The sequence below is a fragment of the Maribacter sp. ACAM166 genome, from assembly GCF_005771495.1.
Classification (GTDB): Bacteria; Bacteroidota; Bacteroidia; order Flavobacteriales; family Flavobacteriaceae; genus Maribacter.
Genome location: NZ_VAUW01000004.1, coordinates 178,160 through 196,052 on the forward strand (window position 1 = coordinate 178,160; position 17,893 = coordinate 196,052).

A 17,893-nucleotide genomic window follows, 5' to 3' on the forward strand; every position below is an offset into this window, starting at 1 on the left:
TTACTAAATAGATAATACTGTTGTCCATTTTGATGTGTTTATGAACAAATATCAGTTCGAGTGCTTGACTTTCCAATTTTTTCATTGGAAATCAAGTGTATAGAGAACATGTTTAAAACTAAAAATATTCACGATACCTACTATCTTTTTGACAGACATTTTTTCTTCATGGTATTTTAAAAACACTCTAGCTGATACTGTTAGTAATAAAAATCCTCTAAAAATTCACAGCGGTTATAAATAGTGAAGTTGAAGACTGGAAACGCAATAATTTACGCTGGTCTAGTTATAGGCCTTAACCTCTCCCATAGAAAGGGTCATAGGCCCAAATGAATGGGAGGTGGGCAATAATGCGCCACTTTCGGTTTTCTTCCAGCCATCCCAAGAAGCTTCCAATCCACCAATAGGAATAATTTTCACCCAAAGCCTAAAGCTCTTAGGTATGCCGTTTCGTTCTAGTATCCATAAGTAAGAATCTCCAGGTGTATCTCCGCCTTTTTGATAGGTAACCAAAAGTCCTTCAGAACCATCTTCAAGATCGACCAGAAACCGTTCAGTGCCATTGTCAAACACTTTGTAAGGAGCTACTAACCAAAATGAGTCATTATTAAAATAACTCTGCGCATCCTCGATAAGGTCTTGGGTTTCGTCATACGGTATACGTTCACCATTTTTATAGGCTACGCTAGAATGTGGGGTTATTAAATCAAGCTCAACCTTATTTTCGTCCCATGCTACATTAACGGTGGCTTTTTCTCTATTCCATTTGAAGGTGTGACTTCCGCCTCGAAAAGACCATTCAATAATTTTTGAATTGTTAAACTTTTCATAGTTCAATGCATCTAACATTCTATAGGCCAAGGCATCTGCTTCTGGTCCAGATTCACCCTTAGGTAATGGCTCATTATACAGGTAATAGAGGATGCCAAAAATGGCAAGAGCCAGTAAAATAAGGAATCCTAAAAATTTAAATAACTTGTTTAGCATAATGTTGTTAAGTTATTGATATTAAGTTAATTGATTAAAAAATTTAATGGATGCTTATTTGAATTTAGACGCGTCTAAAAACCGACGGCTGCGTCATCACCACGCTTATCTGCACCACCTTCTAAAGTTCCATTTGATAAAACACGTATCGCATCAACCTTACCAATAATTGGTGTTCGTTCTTCGTTGATGATATAGCCTTTTGATTTTAATTCATCCTTTAAAGTCGGCGAAAAGCCATCTGGTTCAAAGATGACCATGTCAGGAAGCCACTGATGATGAAAGCGAGGTGCATTAACGGCATCTTGCATACTCATATTAAACTCGTATCCGTTCAGAATAGTTTGCGCCACTGCGGTGATTATTGTCGACCCTCCCGGTGTACCTACCACCATCCAAAGTTTGCCGTCACGTTCTACTATGGTCGGTGTCATACTACTAAGCATTCTTTTTTCCGCTTCAATACTATTAGCATCTGCACCAATGAGGCCAAACATATTGGGCACTCCTGCTTTAGCGCTGAAATCATCCATCTCATTATTTAAAAAGAAACCGAGTTCATCTGAGTATAATTTAGAGCCAAAATTACCATTTAAGGTAGTTGTTACCGAAACTGCATTTCCTTCCGCATCAACAATAGAGTAGTGGGTAGTTTCCATGCTTTCTATAATAGCGACTTCTCCGTGAGAAATATCATCTGATTTTGTAGCTTTTTCGAATGAAAAATCAGACATCCGATCTTCCATGTAACTGTCTTTTAGTAAAATATCTAATGGAATTTCAACAAAATCAGGATCTCCCAAATAGTAATTTCTATCAGCATAGGCACGACGAGAAGCTTCCGTAAATAATTGAATGGTTTTCTCAGAATTATGTCCGAATGAAGCTATGTCATAAGGCTCAATCATTTTAAAAATCTGATTCATGGTAACTCCACCACTACTTGGTGGACTCATAGAAATGATGTTCAAATCTTTATACTTAAAAACTATTGGTTGTCTCCAAACAACTTCATAACTCGCTAAATCTTCCTCCGTGACAAAACCTCCATTTGCTTGAATGAAACCAGCTAATTTTTGTGCAACCTCACCTTTGTAGAATCCATCTCTTCCTTTTTCAGCTATCGTTCGCAATGTTTTTGCGAGTTTAGGATATTTAATAAGTTCTCCTTCCTTATAAACTGATGAAAATTTTGTGCTATCACTATTTACTTTAATAAAAACCTCTCTGTAATTATCAAGCATTTCTGCTTGCTTTGCAGTAACTTCAATACCATGCTCTGCCATTGCAATTACGGGCTCGAAGATATCTTTTAAAGGCAATTTACCGAATTTCTTATGCACTTCAATAATTCCGGCAACTGAACCAGGAACACTCACAGATGTTGCTCCTAACGTACTCATATTGGGAATAACATTTCCTAAAGAATCCAAATACATATTTCTATGCGCTGATTTTGGTGCTTTCTCTCTGAAATCTAAAGAACCAATTTCTCCGTTTACTTTTCTATACACCATGAATCCGCCACCACTAATATTCCCTGCTCGTGGATAGGCCACGGCAAGTGCTAATTGGGTACCAACCATTGCGTCAAACGCATTACCTCCATTTTTCATAATGTCGCTACCTATTTTAGAGGCTTCTTCACGGGCAGAAACTACCATAGCTTTATCGGTAACAGTACCTGTAGGTTCGGCAGGGTTCTCCCTGCAATTGCTGAATGTTACAAGTACTATTAACGCTAGCACGAATTTAAACTGGTTCATATATAATTGAATTAATGGTTTAGGTAAATTAATTTAATATTTTGATAGTTAATTTTTTAAATACTATTTTTCTTCAAGTATTGACATGTATTTTTGCTTTGAATAAATTATGAGTTCTTCAAAAAATTCGGTAAACTCATTTTCGAAGGCGCAGTAATGTTCTTCAAGGTCAACAATCGCAAAATTCATTTTAGACTTATTTTTTGTTCTGCGATTCATGCCATTTAAAACTCTTGCAATGCCTTCCATTTTAGAATAGTTGTATATCCAATTATCAGCAATCATATGCGGCATCATTCTTTTTACACCATCGGGTAATATTTCATAATTATCTTCTAAGAGATCGTAAAAATCATCTACAAAAACAGCTAATGGAACATCTGAATAGGCAGACCAATTTTTCGCTAAAAAATGATCGTAAAAAATATCTACAATTACCCTACTGTAATGGCTGTAATTAGCATGTAAACGTTTACTACTGATTTTTGGGATTGGATGTGTATCAGTAAAAGTGTCTATAAACCGATGGAGTTTAATTCCTTTTTGAACCCTTGGGGGCAAATGTTGAAACTTATTTCCGCGAATACTGTCGGCTATAAAATTACCTAATGTGATTTCCTTATCATCGAAGGAAAGATAAATATGGGCTAAAAAATTCATTCAGCTATTTTATACTTCTTAAATCGAATTTACAAAGAAGGACAATAGAGGTAAGGGCGAACCGTTTATATTTGCAAAAACTTATTAAGAATTATGACACTTATTAAATCTATTTCAGGAATACGAGGAACAATTGGCGGAAAGCCAGGGGATAATTTGACTCCCCTTGATGCAGTTAAGTTTGCGGCTTCTTATGGCATTTGGCTAAAAGACTATTCAAAAAAAGATAAATTAAAAGTAGTCATTGGGCGTGATGCCCGTTTATCGGGAGAAATGATCCAGAATTTAGTGGTTTCTACGTTGATAGGCTTAGGTATAGATGTGATTGATTTAGACCTTTCTACAACCCCAACAGTTGAAATTGCCGTTCCTATGGAAAAAGCAGATGGGGGAATTATTTTGACTGCAAGTCATAACCCAAAACAATGGAATGCGCTTAAATTGTTGAACGAAAAAGGTGAGTTTTTAGATGCTGCACAAGGTGCTAAAATTTTAGAAATAGCCGAAAAAGAAGATTTTGATTTCTGTGAAGTGGATGATTTGGGTGAAATTACCAAGAATGATAGTTATATTGATATTCATATTGATGAAGTTTTAAACCTTTCTCTGGTGGATGCTGAAGTGGTTAAAAAAGCTAAATTTAAAGTAGTTGTAGATGGTGTGAACTCTACCGGTGGGATTGCTATACCCAAGCTCTTAAAAGAATTTGGAGTAGAAGTGGTGGAGTTGTACTGCAAGCCAACAGGTCATTTTCCTCATAATCCAGAACCATTAAAAGAACACTTAACCGATATTAGCGAACTAGTACTTAAAGAGAATGCGGATTTCGGAATCGTTGTAGATCCAGATGTAGATCGTTTGGCATTTATTAGTAATGACGGTGAAATGTTTGGCGAAGAATATACTTTGGTTGCCTGCGCCGATTATGTGTTGGGTAAGACCAAAGGAAATACGGTATCTAATCTCTCTTCGTCGAGAGCTTTGCGTGATATTACGGAAAAACATGGTGGTACTTACGAAGCAGCTGCAGTTGGTGAAGTGAATGTAGTTACTAAAATGAAAGCCAATAATGCAATTATAGGTGGTGAAGGAAATGGAGGTATTATTTACCCAGAAAGTCATTATGGTAGAGATTCTTTGGTAGGAACGGCATTATTTTTAATGTTGATGGCAGAAAAAGGTGGTACTGTAGCAGAACTTAGAGCTAGTTACCCTAGCTATTTTATGAGTAAAAAGAAAATTCAATTAACACCAAATTTAGATGTAGATACAATTCTAAAAACAATCAGTGAGAATTATAAAAACGAGGACATATCTACAATTGACGGTGTGAAAATCGATTTTTCAGAGAACTGGGTGCATCTTCGAAAATCTAATACGGAACCCATTATCCGTATTTATACCGAAGCTAAGAGTCAGGCTGAGGCCGATGGATTAGCCGACCGTATGATTTTGGAACTAAAAGAAATAGCAGGCATTTAGAGAACTACACAAGGCAACTATTTATCACACATATCCCATGGCTCAAATTGAGCTTTGGGATATTTTTATTTCTTATTTTTTCCGACAATACCTAGATCCAAAAAGATACCATTAGGGTCAGGAGTTTTAACATCCTTCATGGAGCAACAGTTAAAAGTAAATTTAATTTAGATACTATTGCCGGCGTACTTAATAAGTATAGTCCAAATCTCGTCTCATTACAAAAGGTAGGTTTTAAGACCAATAGTGCTCATAAGCTAGATTTGGTAATAGAAATTGGTCCAACGGACACAAATGGCCTCATTGCTTGTAATGGCTATACTTTATCATGGCGGTGAATATGGGGAAGCCGTCCTATCAAAATTCACTTTTGTCCGAACCGAAAATATTGCTTTACCACACGGACCAACATCAGAACCAAGAGCGGCCCTTAAGGTAACTGTAAAGACGAAAAACGGAAATCTTCACACTTTTTTGAGCACCCATTTAGACCATCTTGATGACCATACGAATCGTACTATGCAGGCAAAGTTATTGGTCACTGCGCTAAAGGATATGGATAATTAAAAGGTACTGGTGGGTAATCTTAATGATGGGCCAAAGAGCAATACCTTGTGCATTTTACGTAAAATATTCAGCAAACCTTATCACGTAGCGGCTTCAAGGAGCACTTGGCCCGCAAGTGATCCTATTATCTATATAGACCACATTCTGCTGGATAAAAAACATGAATGGCAAGTGTTGGATTATGAAGTGCTATGCGAGAATTATGCAAGCGACTATTCTATTATTTATACCACTTTGGTTTTTAAACCTTTAATGTTATATTTTTCTTTGTTTAAATAGTTTTGCTTAGTAATCTTTGCTGTTTGGTGATCTCCTAAATGATGCCACCCGGGAGGCATAAAAATATACTTCACTTTGTTCAAGATTCCCGGTGCTTTTGCTACATCTTTTGCCAAGGCAACAATCTCGCCAAAGTAAACATCCAAGAAATTACCTGAATTCACTTCTCGGGTGATACCATACTCAATTTTAATGTGTTTTTCTTCTTCCTGATAGGTGCCAAAAACCCTGTCCCAAATATTTAGGAGATTGCAAAAATTGGTATCCATATAAAGTGGGTTCTTTGCGTGGTGTATCCTGTGGTGCGATGGAGTTAGAATATATTTTCTAAGAAAACCAAAGCGGGCATCTTTTATAACGTTTTCGCCTACATGAATGAAAGCTCCCCAGGTACCGTCAATAAACATAATTATAAATAAAAGTTCTGGCTGCACCCCAAGTAGAATACAAACTGTGGTTCTAATGGTGTCCGCATACGGACCCTCAAGGAAAAAATGGGCATAAGTTACTGAAAGGTTCATCTCTTCTGGTGCATGATGCGTCGAGTGTAGACACCAGAACAACCGAACTTTGTGGCCCCAATAGTGGTATAAGAAATGGCCAAATTCCCAAACGATATAACCATATATGAACCAATACCAGGTTAAACTGGTTTGGAATGGGGCAATGGGCTGTAGTAGCCCAATAATCCATGTGACCATAGCTATCGCAATAAAACGACCAACAAACCGATTAAAGATGTAAATAAGAAAGTTAACCTTGTAGACCTTTGTTTGTGGTTTTTTATACGCCAAACCTAGAATTAGTTCAAATAAGACCAACAAAGGTATAATAGGGTACACAAGGCTTTTTATTCCATCATAAGTCCTAAAAGCATTATAGTCTCCATTTTTGATAATTTCCCATGCCTGTGATATTCCTAAGAAACCAACAATTTCATTATAAATAGTTTGTAGAATATCCATGAATTATGATAATTTTCAAATTAATTATACCGATAAAAACTAAAAATACTGAAATTGTGGGATTTGAATAATTATAAAACGGATTAAAATCGTTCTTAGGTCTTAGCAAATGAAGCGGGTGTCTTCCCTCTATGTTTCCATCGTTTATGCGTCCACAGGTAAAATTCAGGTTTTTCTTTGATCTGCGCCTCCGTCAGTCGAAGGAATGCATCAGTGATTTCATGTTCCTTGGTTTCTTTACTATTAAGGGCTATAGGTATAAATTCAGCGTTGTAATATCCTCGTTTAACCTTGCTTACCTTTAAAAAGACCACCGCCAGTCCGGTTTTTCGAGCCAAAACCTCGCCACCATTAAAAATGGGAACCTGTATATCCATGAATTTAGTCCAATATTGAGCTCTATGTGATTGAGGAGATTGGTCACTTACCATACCATAGGTTGCACGAACGTTATTTCTATGGTTTTGAATCACCGTTTTCGCAGTTTGGCTTTGAGTAATTAAAGTGGTGTTCCATCGTGCCCTTACTTTTCTAATAAAAGCATCAAAATATGAATTATTTACCTTTTGGTACACGGCATACCCTTTGGAATTCACATAGTTGTTTATACTCACATTCCATTCCCAATTTGCATAGTGAGCACATAGAATAATAATACTGCGCTCCTTTTCAATCTCAAGCAATACTTCTGGGTTCACCACGTGATATTTCTTAAAGACATCTTCTTTGCTTAGGTTCATAGATTTTACCATTTCCAAAAAGGTGTCACAGAGGTGTTTGTAGAACTCTTTTTCAATATGGGTAATTTCCACTTTGGTCTTGTCAGGAAATACTAAATTTAAGTTGTTCTGTACCACTTTACGACGATACCCAAAAACATGATAGACAAAGAAAAAGCCTATATCTGAAAAAATATAAAATAAACGATGAGGCAGAATAGAAATCATCCACAAAATGGGATAGATAAGAACAAATACCAATAGTTGCATGCGCTATAATTATGGTCAAATATAGCTATATTTGACGCCAAATAAATTGAGTTAATGAACAACCTTAATATAGCTACTATAGTAATTATTGCAGCAAATGTATTGGTATCACTTAAAGGATTTAATGATACATCCTTCTTTGAGCGCTACAAATTTGGAATAGGAGCGATAAAGTCAGGGCAGAAGGAGCGTATGCTAACCTCTGGTTTTCTTCATGTTGATATTTCCCACTTGTTATTTAATATGCTAACGCTGTATTTCTTTGCCAGCGTGGTAATCAATTGGTTTGGACCGATTGAATTTTTGATTATTTACTTTATAAGTCTTTTAGCAGGTAGCTTATTAGCATTAAATTTTCATAAAGATGAACCATATTATTCCGCTGTAGGGGCAAGTGGTGCGGTTACCGGTATTTTGTATGCCGCAATTCTTTTACAACCAAACATGCAATTAGGGATACTATTTATTCCTATTCCCGTGCCAGCCTATGTTGTTGGTATTGGTTATTTGCTGTATTCGATCTATGGTATAAAAAAACGATTAGGTAATATTGGCCATACGGCACACTTTGGTGGTGCGATTGGTGGTTACGCTTGTACGTTATTATTTATGCCAAGTCTTTTGCAGACGGAAACCTTAATGGTCGGGTTACTTGCACTTCCAATTTTATTGCTTTTCGTTCTTGGAAAAATGGGTAAAATATAAGTTCTTAAATTTACGGGTACCAATCAAAAAAATCTTCAAAAGTATTGATTAGGTGGTATTTCATCGTATTTCTTAAGATAAATACAACATTTGAAACGTGTCTATCGTTATTGCAAAAAACCAAATTAGACATGAAATCAACTTTATCTATCAAAAAAATATGGCTAATGGCCATAACCGCAACTTTTGCAGTTGCGAGTTGTAGTGATGAAACTACGATTTTTGAAAACCCTGAGGATAATTTAATTAAAGAAACCGACCAATTAAAATTGGAAAATAGTGTGAATTTTGATCGCGCAGGTGTCCTAGATATTTATGAAGACCCGATTACAAGTGCAAAAAGATATGGTAGCACTACCGGTAAAGTAGAACAAGCTGGAGATTATCCACTTACTTTAGTGGCTCAAATAGCACCACCTTCATTTAAAAACGGTGAAAATTTAGCGGCGACGCACGTAGCTCTTAATGGTGATTATGGTTATGTTTCTTATAATACTGTTGGTCAAGAATATGTTGGTGCTGTAGATGTAATCGATATTAGCGACCCAAATAATCCTACGGTAACCTCTAGAGTATATTTTACAAATGCTGACTTAAATTCAATTGCTTATGATAGAGGGTATGTTTATGTTGCCGGTGGTGTAGATTCTGAAAAATCAGTAACCGCTACGTCAAATTCATTAGTTGCTAAAATAGGGGTTGATAATGGAAGACTAAATACGTCCAATATTACTTTCGGTTTTCAAGAGGGGTTTAATGCTACTGATGTTAGTATAATAAATAACACAGTTTTGGTTACAAGTGGTCAAGATGGTTTTGTGGTCGCTTACGATAAAAGTGATATGAGTACCTTGAGTGAAACGGCCTTTTCAGACTTGCGTTCAGTTGCGGTTAATGGTACCGAGATTGCAGTTTTAGATGCAGCACAAGGCGTAAGTGTTTTAGATCAAAATCTTACGATTACGAAAAGTATAGATATTGATTCTGATTTTGGAATTGATGCCAAGCGTACTTTAGCTTTTTCAGGTGACAATATTGTTGTTTCTGAAGGTTCAAAAGGGGCTGGTATTTATAATGCTTCGACGGGCAGTTTTATTGAGTATGTGCCGATACTTACATCTCCTGAAAATGCAGAACCAGGTGATATTGTAACCAACGGTGTTGCCGTAAATGATGATGTGCTTTTAATGGCAAATGGTGCAGGCGGACTTAGTCTTTCTGAAAAAAAGTTTGACAATACAGAAGGTGTAGGGGTAATTGAACTTAACGGTTCTATTAACTATGTAGCATCTAAAGGTGATTATATTTTTGCTGCCTCAGGTAAATCTGGTTTTCAGATTATAAAATTAAATAAACCTAGCCAGAGTTTATTGACTAGATGTGAAAACTTGGCTTCATTTAGTGGTAGTTCAAATTATAAGGTTCCAGAGGGTGCTGAAGAAGCGTATTCAGGATCAAAGCGTTTTAACTCATTAACGGTTGATGGCTCTTTGTTATTATGTGGCTCATGGACGGTTAAGAATGATATTACTATTAATGAAGATGGTATCTTTGAAATGAACGGGACTATTGTTATAGGTAGATTTCATAAAAGGCGTGATGTCGTGGTTAAATCTGGATCAACACTCCGTATCGAAGGTAATATGACTATTTATGGTGATTTAATACTTGAAGATGGGGCTGCATTAGAATTTCTAGGCGATCGCCCGATAGCTGCTATTTGGGGTAAAGTAACTAAAGAAGGAAATTCAACGGTAACAGGGGTATTCAATGATTACTACGGTAAGTTCTAATAAAGGGAAAGTATACTAAATAAAAGCCCCAAGGTATTTACCTTGGGGCTTTTGATTTTAAATACTATTGTATTTAATCTAATAGTTCAGCTACCTTTTGTTCAAGTGCAGGGCCTCTTAGGTTCTTAGCTACAATTACTCCATTCTCATCCAATAAGAACGCTGCAGGTATTGCATCTACGTTATATAGTTTCGCTATTTTATCATCAAAATAAGCAATGTTTGAAATATGGTTCCATTCCAATCCGTCTTCTACAATCGCTTTTTTCCAGGCCTCTTCGGTTCTGTCTAAAGAAACACCAAGAACATTCAAGCCTTTACTATGGTATTTATTGTAAACTGCTACAATATTAGGATTTTCAGCTCTACATGGTCTACACCATCCTGCCCAAAAATCAATTAAGGTAACCTTGCCTAAAACATCTTTCAAAGCTATTTCTTTACCATCAGGATTCGGACCTGAAAAATCTGGAGCTTTTGAGCCTATACGTGTGTTTTTACCGGCTTCCTCTGATTTCTTTAATTTTTCAATACCCTCTAGTACCTTTTTACCAGGTTGGGAATTTTTGATTTCTTCGGACATAGACTCGTAAATACCTTCAACTTCATCTACCCCAACAGCTTTTGTTGAAATAGCTCTATCAAGCACCAACGCTGAGATTAAAGCCTTAGGATGGGCTTTCACGTAGTCTAATTCGAAATTTTTGTACTCATCCTGTAACTCCTTCATCTCATCTTGTAACGCCAATGTTGCTTCACCAGAGGCTGCTTGCATATCTTTTTGAATTGATTGAGCTTGCAGTGAAATTTCCCTCGACTGCTTCATGTAGTCTGCAAAGGTCTCATTTTGGAAAGTTCCCGCTATTTCGGCAAAGCCCATACTATCTCTATGCGCGTTGAATTGTATGTTGCCATTTTCCAAGATTATTGCAGTATAACCAGGTAATTGTTCTACGAAAATGTAGTGAAGTTCAGGAATGTCTGATGTTCCTGTAAAAGTGAATTCACCATTGGTGGTAGTCGCTGTATCTACCTCAATAGGTTGATTGTCTTCACCTATCTTTTTTAGGAATACATTGGTACCCTCTTTTAATTCGCCTCGTAATGTTCCGTTTAAGGTAAAACCTTCCGGTTTAGAGTTGCAGCTGAACATTAAAATTCCTGCCAGTAGGATTAGAATACTATTTTTCATAAAATTTACTTAGTTTATTTTGCAAATGTACTTATATATAGGCGATAAAAAAAGACCTCTAACGCAAGTGTTAGAGGTCTTTATAATTAAAGGTTGGTATCAGCTTAGAACTGATATCGAATCCCTAGGCCAATATCAAAATCGAAATTATCAGAAAATCCATCATATCCGATAACTCCTACTTCTGGTCTAAAATCCAATGATAGGATCAATGGGATATCAAAATTATATTCGATTCCAATATCTCCTGCGGCAAATACAAATATACCGCCATTATCGTCGTTATTGGGTCTGCTTGGAAAGTCTACACTTCCTAATCCACCACCAACACCGTAGTACCAGTTAAAGTTATTTTCAATAGTGCGTACCCATTGGTAGAGTCCAGCAATTTTAAATGCGTTAAAATTTCTACTGTCTCTCCAGCCTAAATCAAATTCAGCTCTATTACCTATTCCTAGCGATTTTTGATAACTGATTTCCGCACCAAATCCGTCACTATCGCCTAAGCGCAATCCTAAAGCGTGATTGGCTATATCCTGTGCGGAAATTGAGCAGGTAGCCATAAATGCTAATACCGAAATACCTTTTAAAATCTTCATATAGTTCATAATGTTTATGATGAAAAATGAGCTTATTTATAACGTAGCTCACACAATAAAACTTAATTTTGCAATTAAAATTGTGCTACGTTGAATAAAAATTCGTTGTCAAATTTACAACAAGATTTAGAAGGAGAACTACGATATGATGACCTTACAAAAGCTCTTTATGCTACTGATGCATCCGTTTATCGTAAAATTCCAATAGGTGTTGCCTTTCCAAAATCTATAGCCGATATAAAATCGGTTATTCGATTTGCAAATGAGGAGAAAATCGGATTGATACCTAGAACTGCAGGCACATCATTAGCTGGGCAATGCGTGGGAGATGGTTTGGTGGTTGATGTTTCAAAACATTTTACAAAGATTATTAGTCTAGATGAAGTTAAAAAACAAGTAACCGTTCAGCCGGGAGTTATTAGAGATGAGCTGAATCAATATTTAAAACCCCACGGATTGTTTTTCGGACCCAATACATCGACATCGAATAGATGTATGATTGGTGGTATGGTGGGAAATAATTCATCGGGTACAACCTCTATTCAGTATGGGGTAACTAGGGATAAGGTTATTTCTTTAAAAACTATTTTGGCCGATGGAAGTGAGGCTGAATTTGGTAGGATTTCTTCAGAAGAATTTCATCAAAAATGCGCTGGTTCAAAATTTGAAGCATCACTTTATAAAAGTATATATAAAGAATTAATTGACAAGGAAGTAGCGGAAGAGATAATTAGTAATTTTCCTAAACCCGAAATACATAGAAGAAATACAGGATATGCCGTAGATGAACTTTTAAAATCGGAGTTGTTCGGTGGTGCGAAATCCTATTTTAATATGGCCGAACTACTATGTGGTAGTGAAGGTACTTTAGCGTTTACGACAGAAATTACGATTCAACTTGATGATCTTCCACCTGCATTCTCAGCTATGGTGGTGACACACTATACATCTTTAGAAGATTGTTTGGTGGATGTGGTTCCTGTTATGGAGCATCCATTACAATTATGTGAAATGATGGACAAGGTTATTTTAGATTGCACGAAAAATAATCGTGCACAAATGGCCAACCGATTTTTTGTAGAAGGAGATCCAGAAGCATTATTGATGTTGCAACTAAGCGCTCATACAGAGGTTGAGCTTGATACTGAAATAGCTTCTTTAATTAAAACTATAAAAAAATCTGGATTAAGTTATGCTAATGCCATTCTTGTAGGCGATAATATAGCGAAAGCTATTGAGCTTCGTAAAGCGGGATTGGGACTTTTAGGGAACATAGTAGGGGACATGAAGGCGGTTGCCTGTATAGAAGATACTGCAGTGGCACTAACGGATTTAAAGGAATTTATCGGGGAGTTTACTCAAATCATGAAAGGCTACGACCAGAAAGCGGTGTATTATGCACATGCGGGTGCTGGTGAGCTTCATTTGAGACCGATTCTCAATCTTAAAAAATCTTCTGATGTTTCCTTATTTAGAGCTATAACCACTGATGTTGCTAAGCTTACAAAAAAGTATAGGGGTTCATTTAGTGGTGAACATGGTGATGGTATCGTTCGTGCCGAGTTTATTCCATTAATGATAGGAGAGAAGAATTATGAATTGCTAAGACGGGTAAAGTCTTACTTTGATCCACAAGGCATCTTTAATATAGGTAAGATTGTCGATGCGTACCCAATGGATAAATCGTTTCGATATGAAATTGATCGAGAAGAGCCTGATATTAAAACGTTGATGGATTTTTCTGATAGCGAGGGAATATTAAAGGCGGCAGAAAAGTGCAACGGTAGTGGAGATTGTCGTAAGACTCATCATATGAGTGGTGGTATGTGCCCAAGTTATCACGTGACTAAAAATGAGAAAGATACGACCCGTGGCAGGGCAAATGCATTAAGAGAGTTTTTGACAAATCCAAAGAGTGCCTCGCAAAACGCTTTTGATAGCGCTGAGTTGAAAGAGGTATTTGATTTATGTATTAGCTGTAAGGCCTGTGCAAGTGAGTGTCCAAGTAATGTAGATATCTCAACGTTAAAAGCTGAATTTTTATATCAATACCAAGAAGTAAACGGGTACCCCTTAAGAGGGAAATTGTTTGCCTATAACACGATGTTGAATAGTTTTGGAAGTAAAGTATCAGGACTTACAAATGCTGTGTATGATTCTAAACTATTGGGTAGATTACTTAAGAAAGCAAGTGGTGTTGCCAAAGAAAGAAGCCTACCAAATGTTTATAGCTTTAATTTCGATAAATACCTTCAAGACTTTACTAATCAGAATACTGCCTCAAAACACAAAGTAGTTTTATTTATTGATGAGTTTACAAAGTATTTGGATATTGAAGTAGGTAAGGATGCTATAGCCTTACTGGTGAAACTGGGGTATGACGTAGAACTATTCTATGCCGAAAGTGGCCGTACATTTCTTTCCAAAGGGTTTTTGAAACAAGCACAAAAACTGGCTAAGAAAAATACAAAGGAACTTTCAAGATTCGCAGCACTTGGGTTACCAATACTTGGTTTAGAGCCATCAGCCATACTTTCTTTTAGGGATGAGTATTTGAGAATGACCGATGACAAGGAAGTCTCCAAAAGCATTGCAGACCACTCTTTTTTAATTGAAGAATTTTTGGCCAATGAGATTACTTCCGGAAAAATAGAAGCATCTGCATTTACAGAGGAAACCAAGGATATAAAAATTCATAATCATTGTCATCAAAAAGCGATAAGTAATCAAAAAGTCACTTTTGATGTTTTAAATCTACCTATAAATTATAAAGTCACGATAATAGCTTCAGGGTGTTGCGGTATGGCGGGTTCATTTGGTTATGAAAAGGAGCATTATGAAACTAGTATGAAAATAGGAGCGTTAAAATTGTTTCCGGCTGTTTCTAAAACTGCACCGACCACCATAATCGCAGCAAATGGCACAAGTTGTAGGCATCAGATATTTGATGGAACAAAAAGAATTGCAAAACATCCAGTTAGTATATTGAAAGAGGCTTTATTGAATTAGGTCCTACTGATTCCATAATTTTATTATTTTTTGATGCGTAATTTTGGTTATGAGTTTTTTTAGATTCACAGACTTTACATCTTTGGCCATAAAGAAAGGAAGCTAATTTATCGTTTTCGTATCGCTATTATTTCCAAGGCTACAGCGCATAGGCCAAAACGGACATGTGCTTTTCCTAAACGCTAGAATTTGGATATAAACAGTCATTCGCTCTCGCTCTTGATATTTTATTTGTGCTTTAATATTTCACCCTATTGTAATCAGTGAAAAAAGCATCAATATTTTATAATGATGAAGTTAAATTATCATCATCAAAGTTTGTAACAGGTAAACTAGTATTAAGCACTTTTAAAATTTTTCTATTATACATTTAACATTTACCTTTGAAACCTGGGCTATCTTAAGTATAACAAGCCTAAATCCATTAATTTAGAACATATATATCATGGCCGGAAACAGCTTTGGAACCATATTTAGAGTAAGTACTTTTGGAGAATCACACGGGAAAGCAATTGGAGGTGTAATTGATGGCTGCCCATCTGGAATCGAATTAAATTTAACCGAAATCCAGAGTGATTTAGATCGTCGAAAACCGGGGCAATCTGCTATAGTTACCCAACGAAAGGAACCAGACGAAGTTGAGTTTTTCTCAGGAATTTTTGAAGGTAAAACTACAGGGACCCCAATTGGTTTTGCAATTCATAACACAAATCAAAAATCTCAAGACTACGGTCATATTAAGGATTCATACAGGCCATCTCACGCTGATTATGTTTATGATCAGAAGTATGGATTTAGAGATTATCGTGGAGGAGGAAGAAGTTCTGCCAGAGAAACAGCTAGTAGGGTAGTAGCTGGTGCTATTGCTAAGCAATTTCTTAAAAATGTTACCATTCAAGCATATGTGTCACAAGTTGGGGATATGCGATTGAATAAGGGGTATAAAGAATTAGATTTATCACTTACCGAATCGAATGCCGTTCGCTGTCCTGATCCAGAAGTGGCTTTGAAAATGGAAGAGTATATCAAATCGATTAAAAAAGAAGGTGATACAATAGGCGGAGTGATTACTTGTGTTGCTAAAAATGTACCCATCGGTTTAGGAGAACCTGTTTTCGATAAGCTTCACGCAGAATTAGGTAAAGCAATGCTTTCCATTAATGCGGTGAAAGGTTTTGAATATGGTAGCGGTTTTGAAGGGGTGAAAATGAAAGGTAGCGACCATAATGACCAATTTAATAGTGATGGGTCTACTAAAACGAACTTTAGTGGCGGTATACAAGGTGGAATAAGTAATGGTATGGATATTTATTTCAATGTTGCCTTTAAACCTGTAGCCACTGTTATTCAAGGGTACGAGACTATAGATAAAGAGGGAAATAAAGTTCAAGCACAAGGAAAAGGTAGGCATGATCCATGTGTTGTACCAAGAGCGGTACCAATTGTTGAAGCAATGACAGCTTTGGTTTTGGCAGACTATGCATTAATTAACAGAACTATAAAATTATAGGTTTCCTTTTTAGCACTTTTACGAGCAAAATACTATCTTTCTTCCCTAAACCAAATTATATATGAGGAAGCTAGAGTTGCATTGGCAAATTCTATTGGGAATGTTGGCAGGTGTTTTATTCGCCTTAGCTATGGTTCAATTGGAATGGGGACCTAAATTTATATCGGATTGGATAAAGCCTTTTGGTACTATTTTCATCAATTCCTTAAAACTCATTGCAGTCCCCCTTATTTTGGCCTCTTTAATAAAAGGTGTATCTGATTTAAAGGATATTTCAAAACTTTCTAAAATGGGTGGGCGTACGATTGCCATCTATATAATTACAACGGTTGTTGCAGTTTCTATTGGTTTAGGAGTGGTTAATATTGTAAAGCCAGGTTCCTCTATAAGCGAAGAAACCCGAAGCGAATTGGTAGAAAGTTATAAAAGCGATGCCGATGCGATAAAATCTAAAGCAGATAAGCAAAAGGAAGCAGGTCCTTTACAGGCATTAGAAGATTTAGTACCTAGTAATATATTTCAGGCAGCTTCGGATAATGGAAATATGTTGCAAGTAATTTTCTTTGCTATATTTTTCGGCGTTGGTCTAATACTCATACCTGAAGAGCAATCCTCGCCTGTTAAAAAGTTTTTTGATGGTTTTAATGAAGTTATTTTAAAACTGATTGATCTCATTATGTTAGCGGCACCTTTTGGTGTTTTTGCTCTATTGGCTGCATTGGTAGTAGAATCTCCAAGTTTAGATTTATTTAAGGCTTTGGCATGGTATGCTTTCTGTGTCGTACTTGGGTTGAGCTTAATGTTAGGCGTATATCTGCTAATAGTTTGGATTGTCACAAAAACCTCACCAAGTACGTTTATGAAAGGAATGTCTCCAGCTCAATTGCTGGCTTTTTCAACAAGTTCAAGTGCGGCTACCTTACCTGTTACCATGGAACGGGTTGAGGAGCATTTGGGAGTAGATGAGGAGGTGACAAGTTTTGTGCTTCCAATTGGTGCAACCATAAATATGGATGGTACCAGTTTGTATCAAGCAATAGCTGCCGTTTTTATAGCACAGGCTTTTGGTATGGATTTGAGTTTATCTGCTCAATTAGGGATAGTTGTAACTGCGACCTTAGCATCTATTGGTAGCGCAGCGGTTCCAGGAGCAGGAATGGTTATGTTGGTTATTGTTTTGGCACAGGCAGGAATTCCAGAAGCAGGATTAGCTCTGATTTTTGCCGTCGATAGACCGTTGGATATGTGTCGTACAGTAATTAATGTTTCAGGTGATGCTGCAGTTTCGATGATGGTGGCAAAATCGGTTGGTAAATTGAATACTCCCAAAGTTAAAAATTGGGATGATAATTATAAAAAGAAACCCTAGTGCTACATAGAAATTACAACC

General features: G+C 36.6%; 14 protein-coding genes. 7 read left to right on the forward strand and 7 right to left on the reverse strand.

The window, feature by feature from the left end; all coding sequences use genetic code 11:
• Positions 1-282 precede the first annotated feature (282 nt).
• From ES765_RS05150 to ES765_RS05160, 3 genes are all read right to left on the reverse strand, one after another.
• The gene (locus ES765_RS05150; RefSeq protein ID WP_138111812.1) at positions 283-987 is read right to left on the reverse strand and encodes a hypothetical protein; all 705 of its coding nucleotides are present in this window, start codon (positions 985-987) and stop codon (positions 283-285) included.
• Positions 988-1,061: 74 nt separating this feature from the next.
• Complete coding sequence (gene ggt / locus ES765_RS05155) at positions 1,062-2,753, reverse strand: gamma-glutamyltransferase (RefSeq protein ID WP_138111815.1); 1,692 nt, start codon at positions 2,751-2,753, stop codon at positions 1,062-1,064.
• A gap of 63 nt (positions 2,754-2,816) precedes the next feature.
• Positions 2,817-3,413: an ACP phosphodiesterase gene (locus ES765_RS05160; protein ID WP_138111818.1), complete on the reverse strand. Its 597-nt coding sequence runs from the start codon at positions 3,411-3,413 to the stop codon at positions 2,817-2,819.
• Positions 3,414-3,506: 93 nt separating this feature from the next.
• On the opposite strand from ES765_RS05160, the gene glmM reads away from it, so the two are divergent.
• Together glmM and ES765_RS05170 are read left to right on the forward strand one after the other, a co-directional pair.
• Complete coding sequence (glmM, locus tag ES765_RS05165) at positions 3,507-4,895, forward strand: phosphoglucosamine mutase (protein WP_138111822.1); 1,389 nt, start codon at positions 3,507-3,509, stop codon at positions 4,893-4,895.
• Between the two features lie 294 nt (positions 4,896-5,189).
• Positions 5,190-5,462 carry an endonuclease/exonuclease/phosphatase family protein gene (locus ES765_RS05170; RefSeq protein ID WP_138111825.1) on the forward strand — a complete coding sequence of 91 codons (273 nt, stop codon included), beginning with the start codon at positions 5,190-5,192 and terminating at the stop codon, positions 5,460-5,462.
• Between the two features lie 224 nt (positions 5,463-5,686).
• Here ES765_RS05170 and ES765_RS05175 read toward each other — a convergent pair whose 3' ends face one another.
• Positions 5,687-6,706 (reverse strand): sterol desaturase family protein, encoded by a 1,020-nt coding sequence (locus tag ES765_RS05175; RefSeq protein WP_138111828.1) that lies wholly within the window; start codon positions 6,704-6,706, stop codon positions 5,687-5,689.
• 95 nt (positions 6,707-6,801) lie between these two features.
• Entirely contained in the window at positions 6,802-7,695 is an 894-nt protein-coding gene (locus ES765_RS05180) for a lysophospholipid acyltransferase family protein (protein WP_138111831.1), read from the reverse strand.
• 54 nt (positions 7,696-7,749) lie between these two features.
• Between ES765_RS05180 and ES765_RS05185 the strand changes: the two genes are divergently transcribed.
• Both ES765_RS05185 and ES765_RS05190 read left to right on the forward strand, forming a co-directional pair.
• Positions 7,750-8,400: a rhomboid family intramembrane serine protease gene (locus ES765_RS05185; protein ID WP_138111834.1), complete on the forward strand. Its 651-nt coding sequence runs from the start codon at positions 7,750-7,752 to the stop codon at positions 8,398-8,400.
• Positions 8,401-8,531: 131 nt separating this feature from the next.
• Positions 8,532-10,193, forward strand: a complete 1,662-nt coding sequence (locus ES765_RS05190) for a PQQ-like beta-propeller repeat protein (protein WP_249356241.1) — start codon at positions 8,532-8,534, stop codon at positions 10,191-10,193.
• A 73-nt stretch (positions 10,194-10,266) separates the two neighbouring features.
• Here ES765_RS05190 and ES765_RS05195 read toward each other — a convergent pair whose 3' ends face one another.
• On the reverse strand, positions 10,267-11,385 hold the full coding sequence (locus tag ES765_RS05195; RefSeq protein WP_138111837.1) for a TlpA disulfide reductase family protein: 1,119 nt from the start codon (positions 11,383-11,385) through the stop codon (positions 10,267-10,269).
• A 104-nt stretch (positions 11,386-11,489) separates the two neighbouring features.
• Positions 11,490-11,984: a hypothetical protein gene (locus tag ES765_RS05200; RefSeq protein WP_138111840.1), complete on the reverse strand. Its 495-nt coding sequence runs from the start codon at positions 11,982-11,984 to the stop codon at positions 11,490-11,492.
• A 90-nt stretch (positions 11,985-12,074) separates the two neighbouring features.
• Between ES765_RS05200 and ES765_RS05205 the strand changes: the two genes are divergently transcribed.
• From ES765_RS05205 to ES765_RS05215, 3 genes are all read left to right on the forward strand, one after another.
• A complete protein-coding gene (locus tag ES765_RS05205; RefSeq protein WP_138111843.1) occupies positions 12,075-14,993 on the forward strand; it encodes an FAD-binding and (Fe-S)-binding domain-containing protein in 2,919 nt (972 codons plus the stop codon).
• 445 nt (positions 14,994-15,438) lie between these two features.
• Complete coding sequence (gene aroC, locus ES765_RS05210; protein ID WP_138111846.1) at positions 15,439-16,503, forward strand: chorismate synthase; 1,065 nt, start codon at positions 15,439-15,441, stop codon at positions 16,501-16,503.
• 61 nt (positions 16,504-16,564) lie between these two features.
• Positions 16,565-17,872, forward strand: coding sequence for a dicarboxylate/amino acid:cation symporter (locus ES765_RS05215; protein WP_138111849.1), 1,308 nt, complete (start codon positions 16,565-16,567; stop codon positions 17,870-17,872).
• The last annotated feature ends 21 nt before the right edge of the window (positions 17,873-17,893 follow it).

What these genes read in the sequence shown, in the direction of transcription:
- ES765_RS05150 (WP_138111812.1), bottom strand. Translation starts at nt 987, where the DNA reads ATGCTAAACAAGTTATTTAAATTTTTAGGATTCCTTATTTTACTGGCT.
- ggt (WP_138111815.1), bottom strand. Translation starts at nt 2,753, where the DNA reads ATGAACCAGTTTAAATTCGTGCTAGCGTTAATAGTACTTGTAACATTC.
- ES765_RS05160 (WP_138111818.1), bottom strand. Translation starts at nt 3,413, where the DNA reads ATGAATTTTTTAGCCCATATTTATCTTTCCTTCGATGATAAGGAAATC.
- glmM (WP_138111822.1), top strand. Translation starts at nt 3,507, where the DNA reads ATGACACTTATTAAATCTATTTCAGGAATACGAGGAACAATTGGCGGA.
- ES765_RS05170 (WP_138111825.1), top strand. Translation starts at nt 5,190, where the DNA reads ATGGCCTCATTGCTTGTAATGGCTATACTTTATCATGGCGGTGAATAT.
- ES765_RS05175 (WP_138111828.1), bottom strand. Translation starts at nt 6,706, where the DNA reads ATGGATATTCTACAAACTATTTATAATGAAATTGTTGGTTTCTTAGGA.
- ES765_RS05180 (WP_138111831.1), bottom strand. Translation starts at nt 7,695, where the DNA reads ATGCAACTATTGGTATTTGTTCTTATCTATCCCATTTTGTGGATGATT.
- ES765_RS05185 (WP_138111834.1), top strand. Translation starts at nt 7,750, where the DNA reads ATGAACAACCTTAATATAGCTACTATAGTAATTATTGCAGCAAATGTA.
- ES765_RS05190 (WP_249356241.1), top strand. Translation starts at nt 8,532, where the DNA reads ATGAAATCAACTTTATCTATCAAAAAAATATGGCTAATGGCCATAACC.
- ES765_RS05195 (WP_138111837.1), bottom strand. Translation starts at nt 11,385, where the DNA reads ATGAAAAATAGTATTCTAATCCTACTGGCAGGAATTTTAATGTTCAGC.
- ES765_RS05200 (WP_138111840.1), bottom strand. Translation starts at nt 11,984, where the DNA reads ATGAAGATTTTAAAAGGTATTTCGGTATTAGCATTTATGGCTACCTGC.
- aroC (WP_138111846.1), top strand. Translation starts at nt 15,439, where the DNA reads ATGGCCGGAAACAGCTTTGGAACCATATTTAGAGTAAGTACTTTTGGA.
- ES765_RS05215 (WP_138111849.1), top strand. Translation starts at nt 16,565, where the DNA reads ATGAGGAAGCTAGAGTTGCATTGGCAAATTCTATTGGGAATGTTGGCA.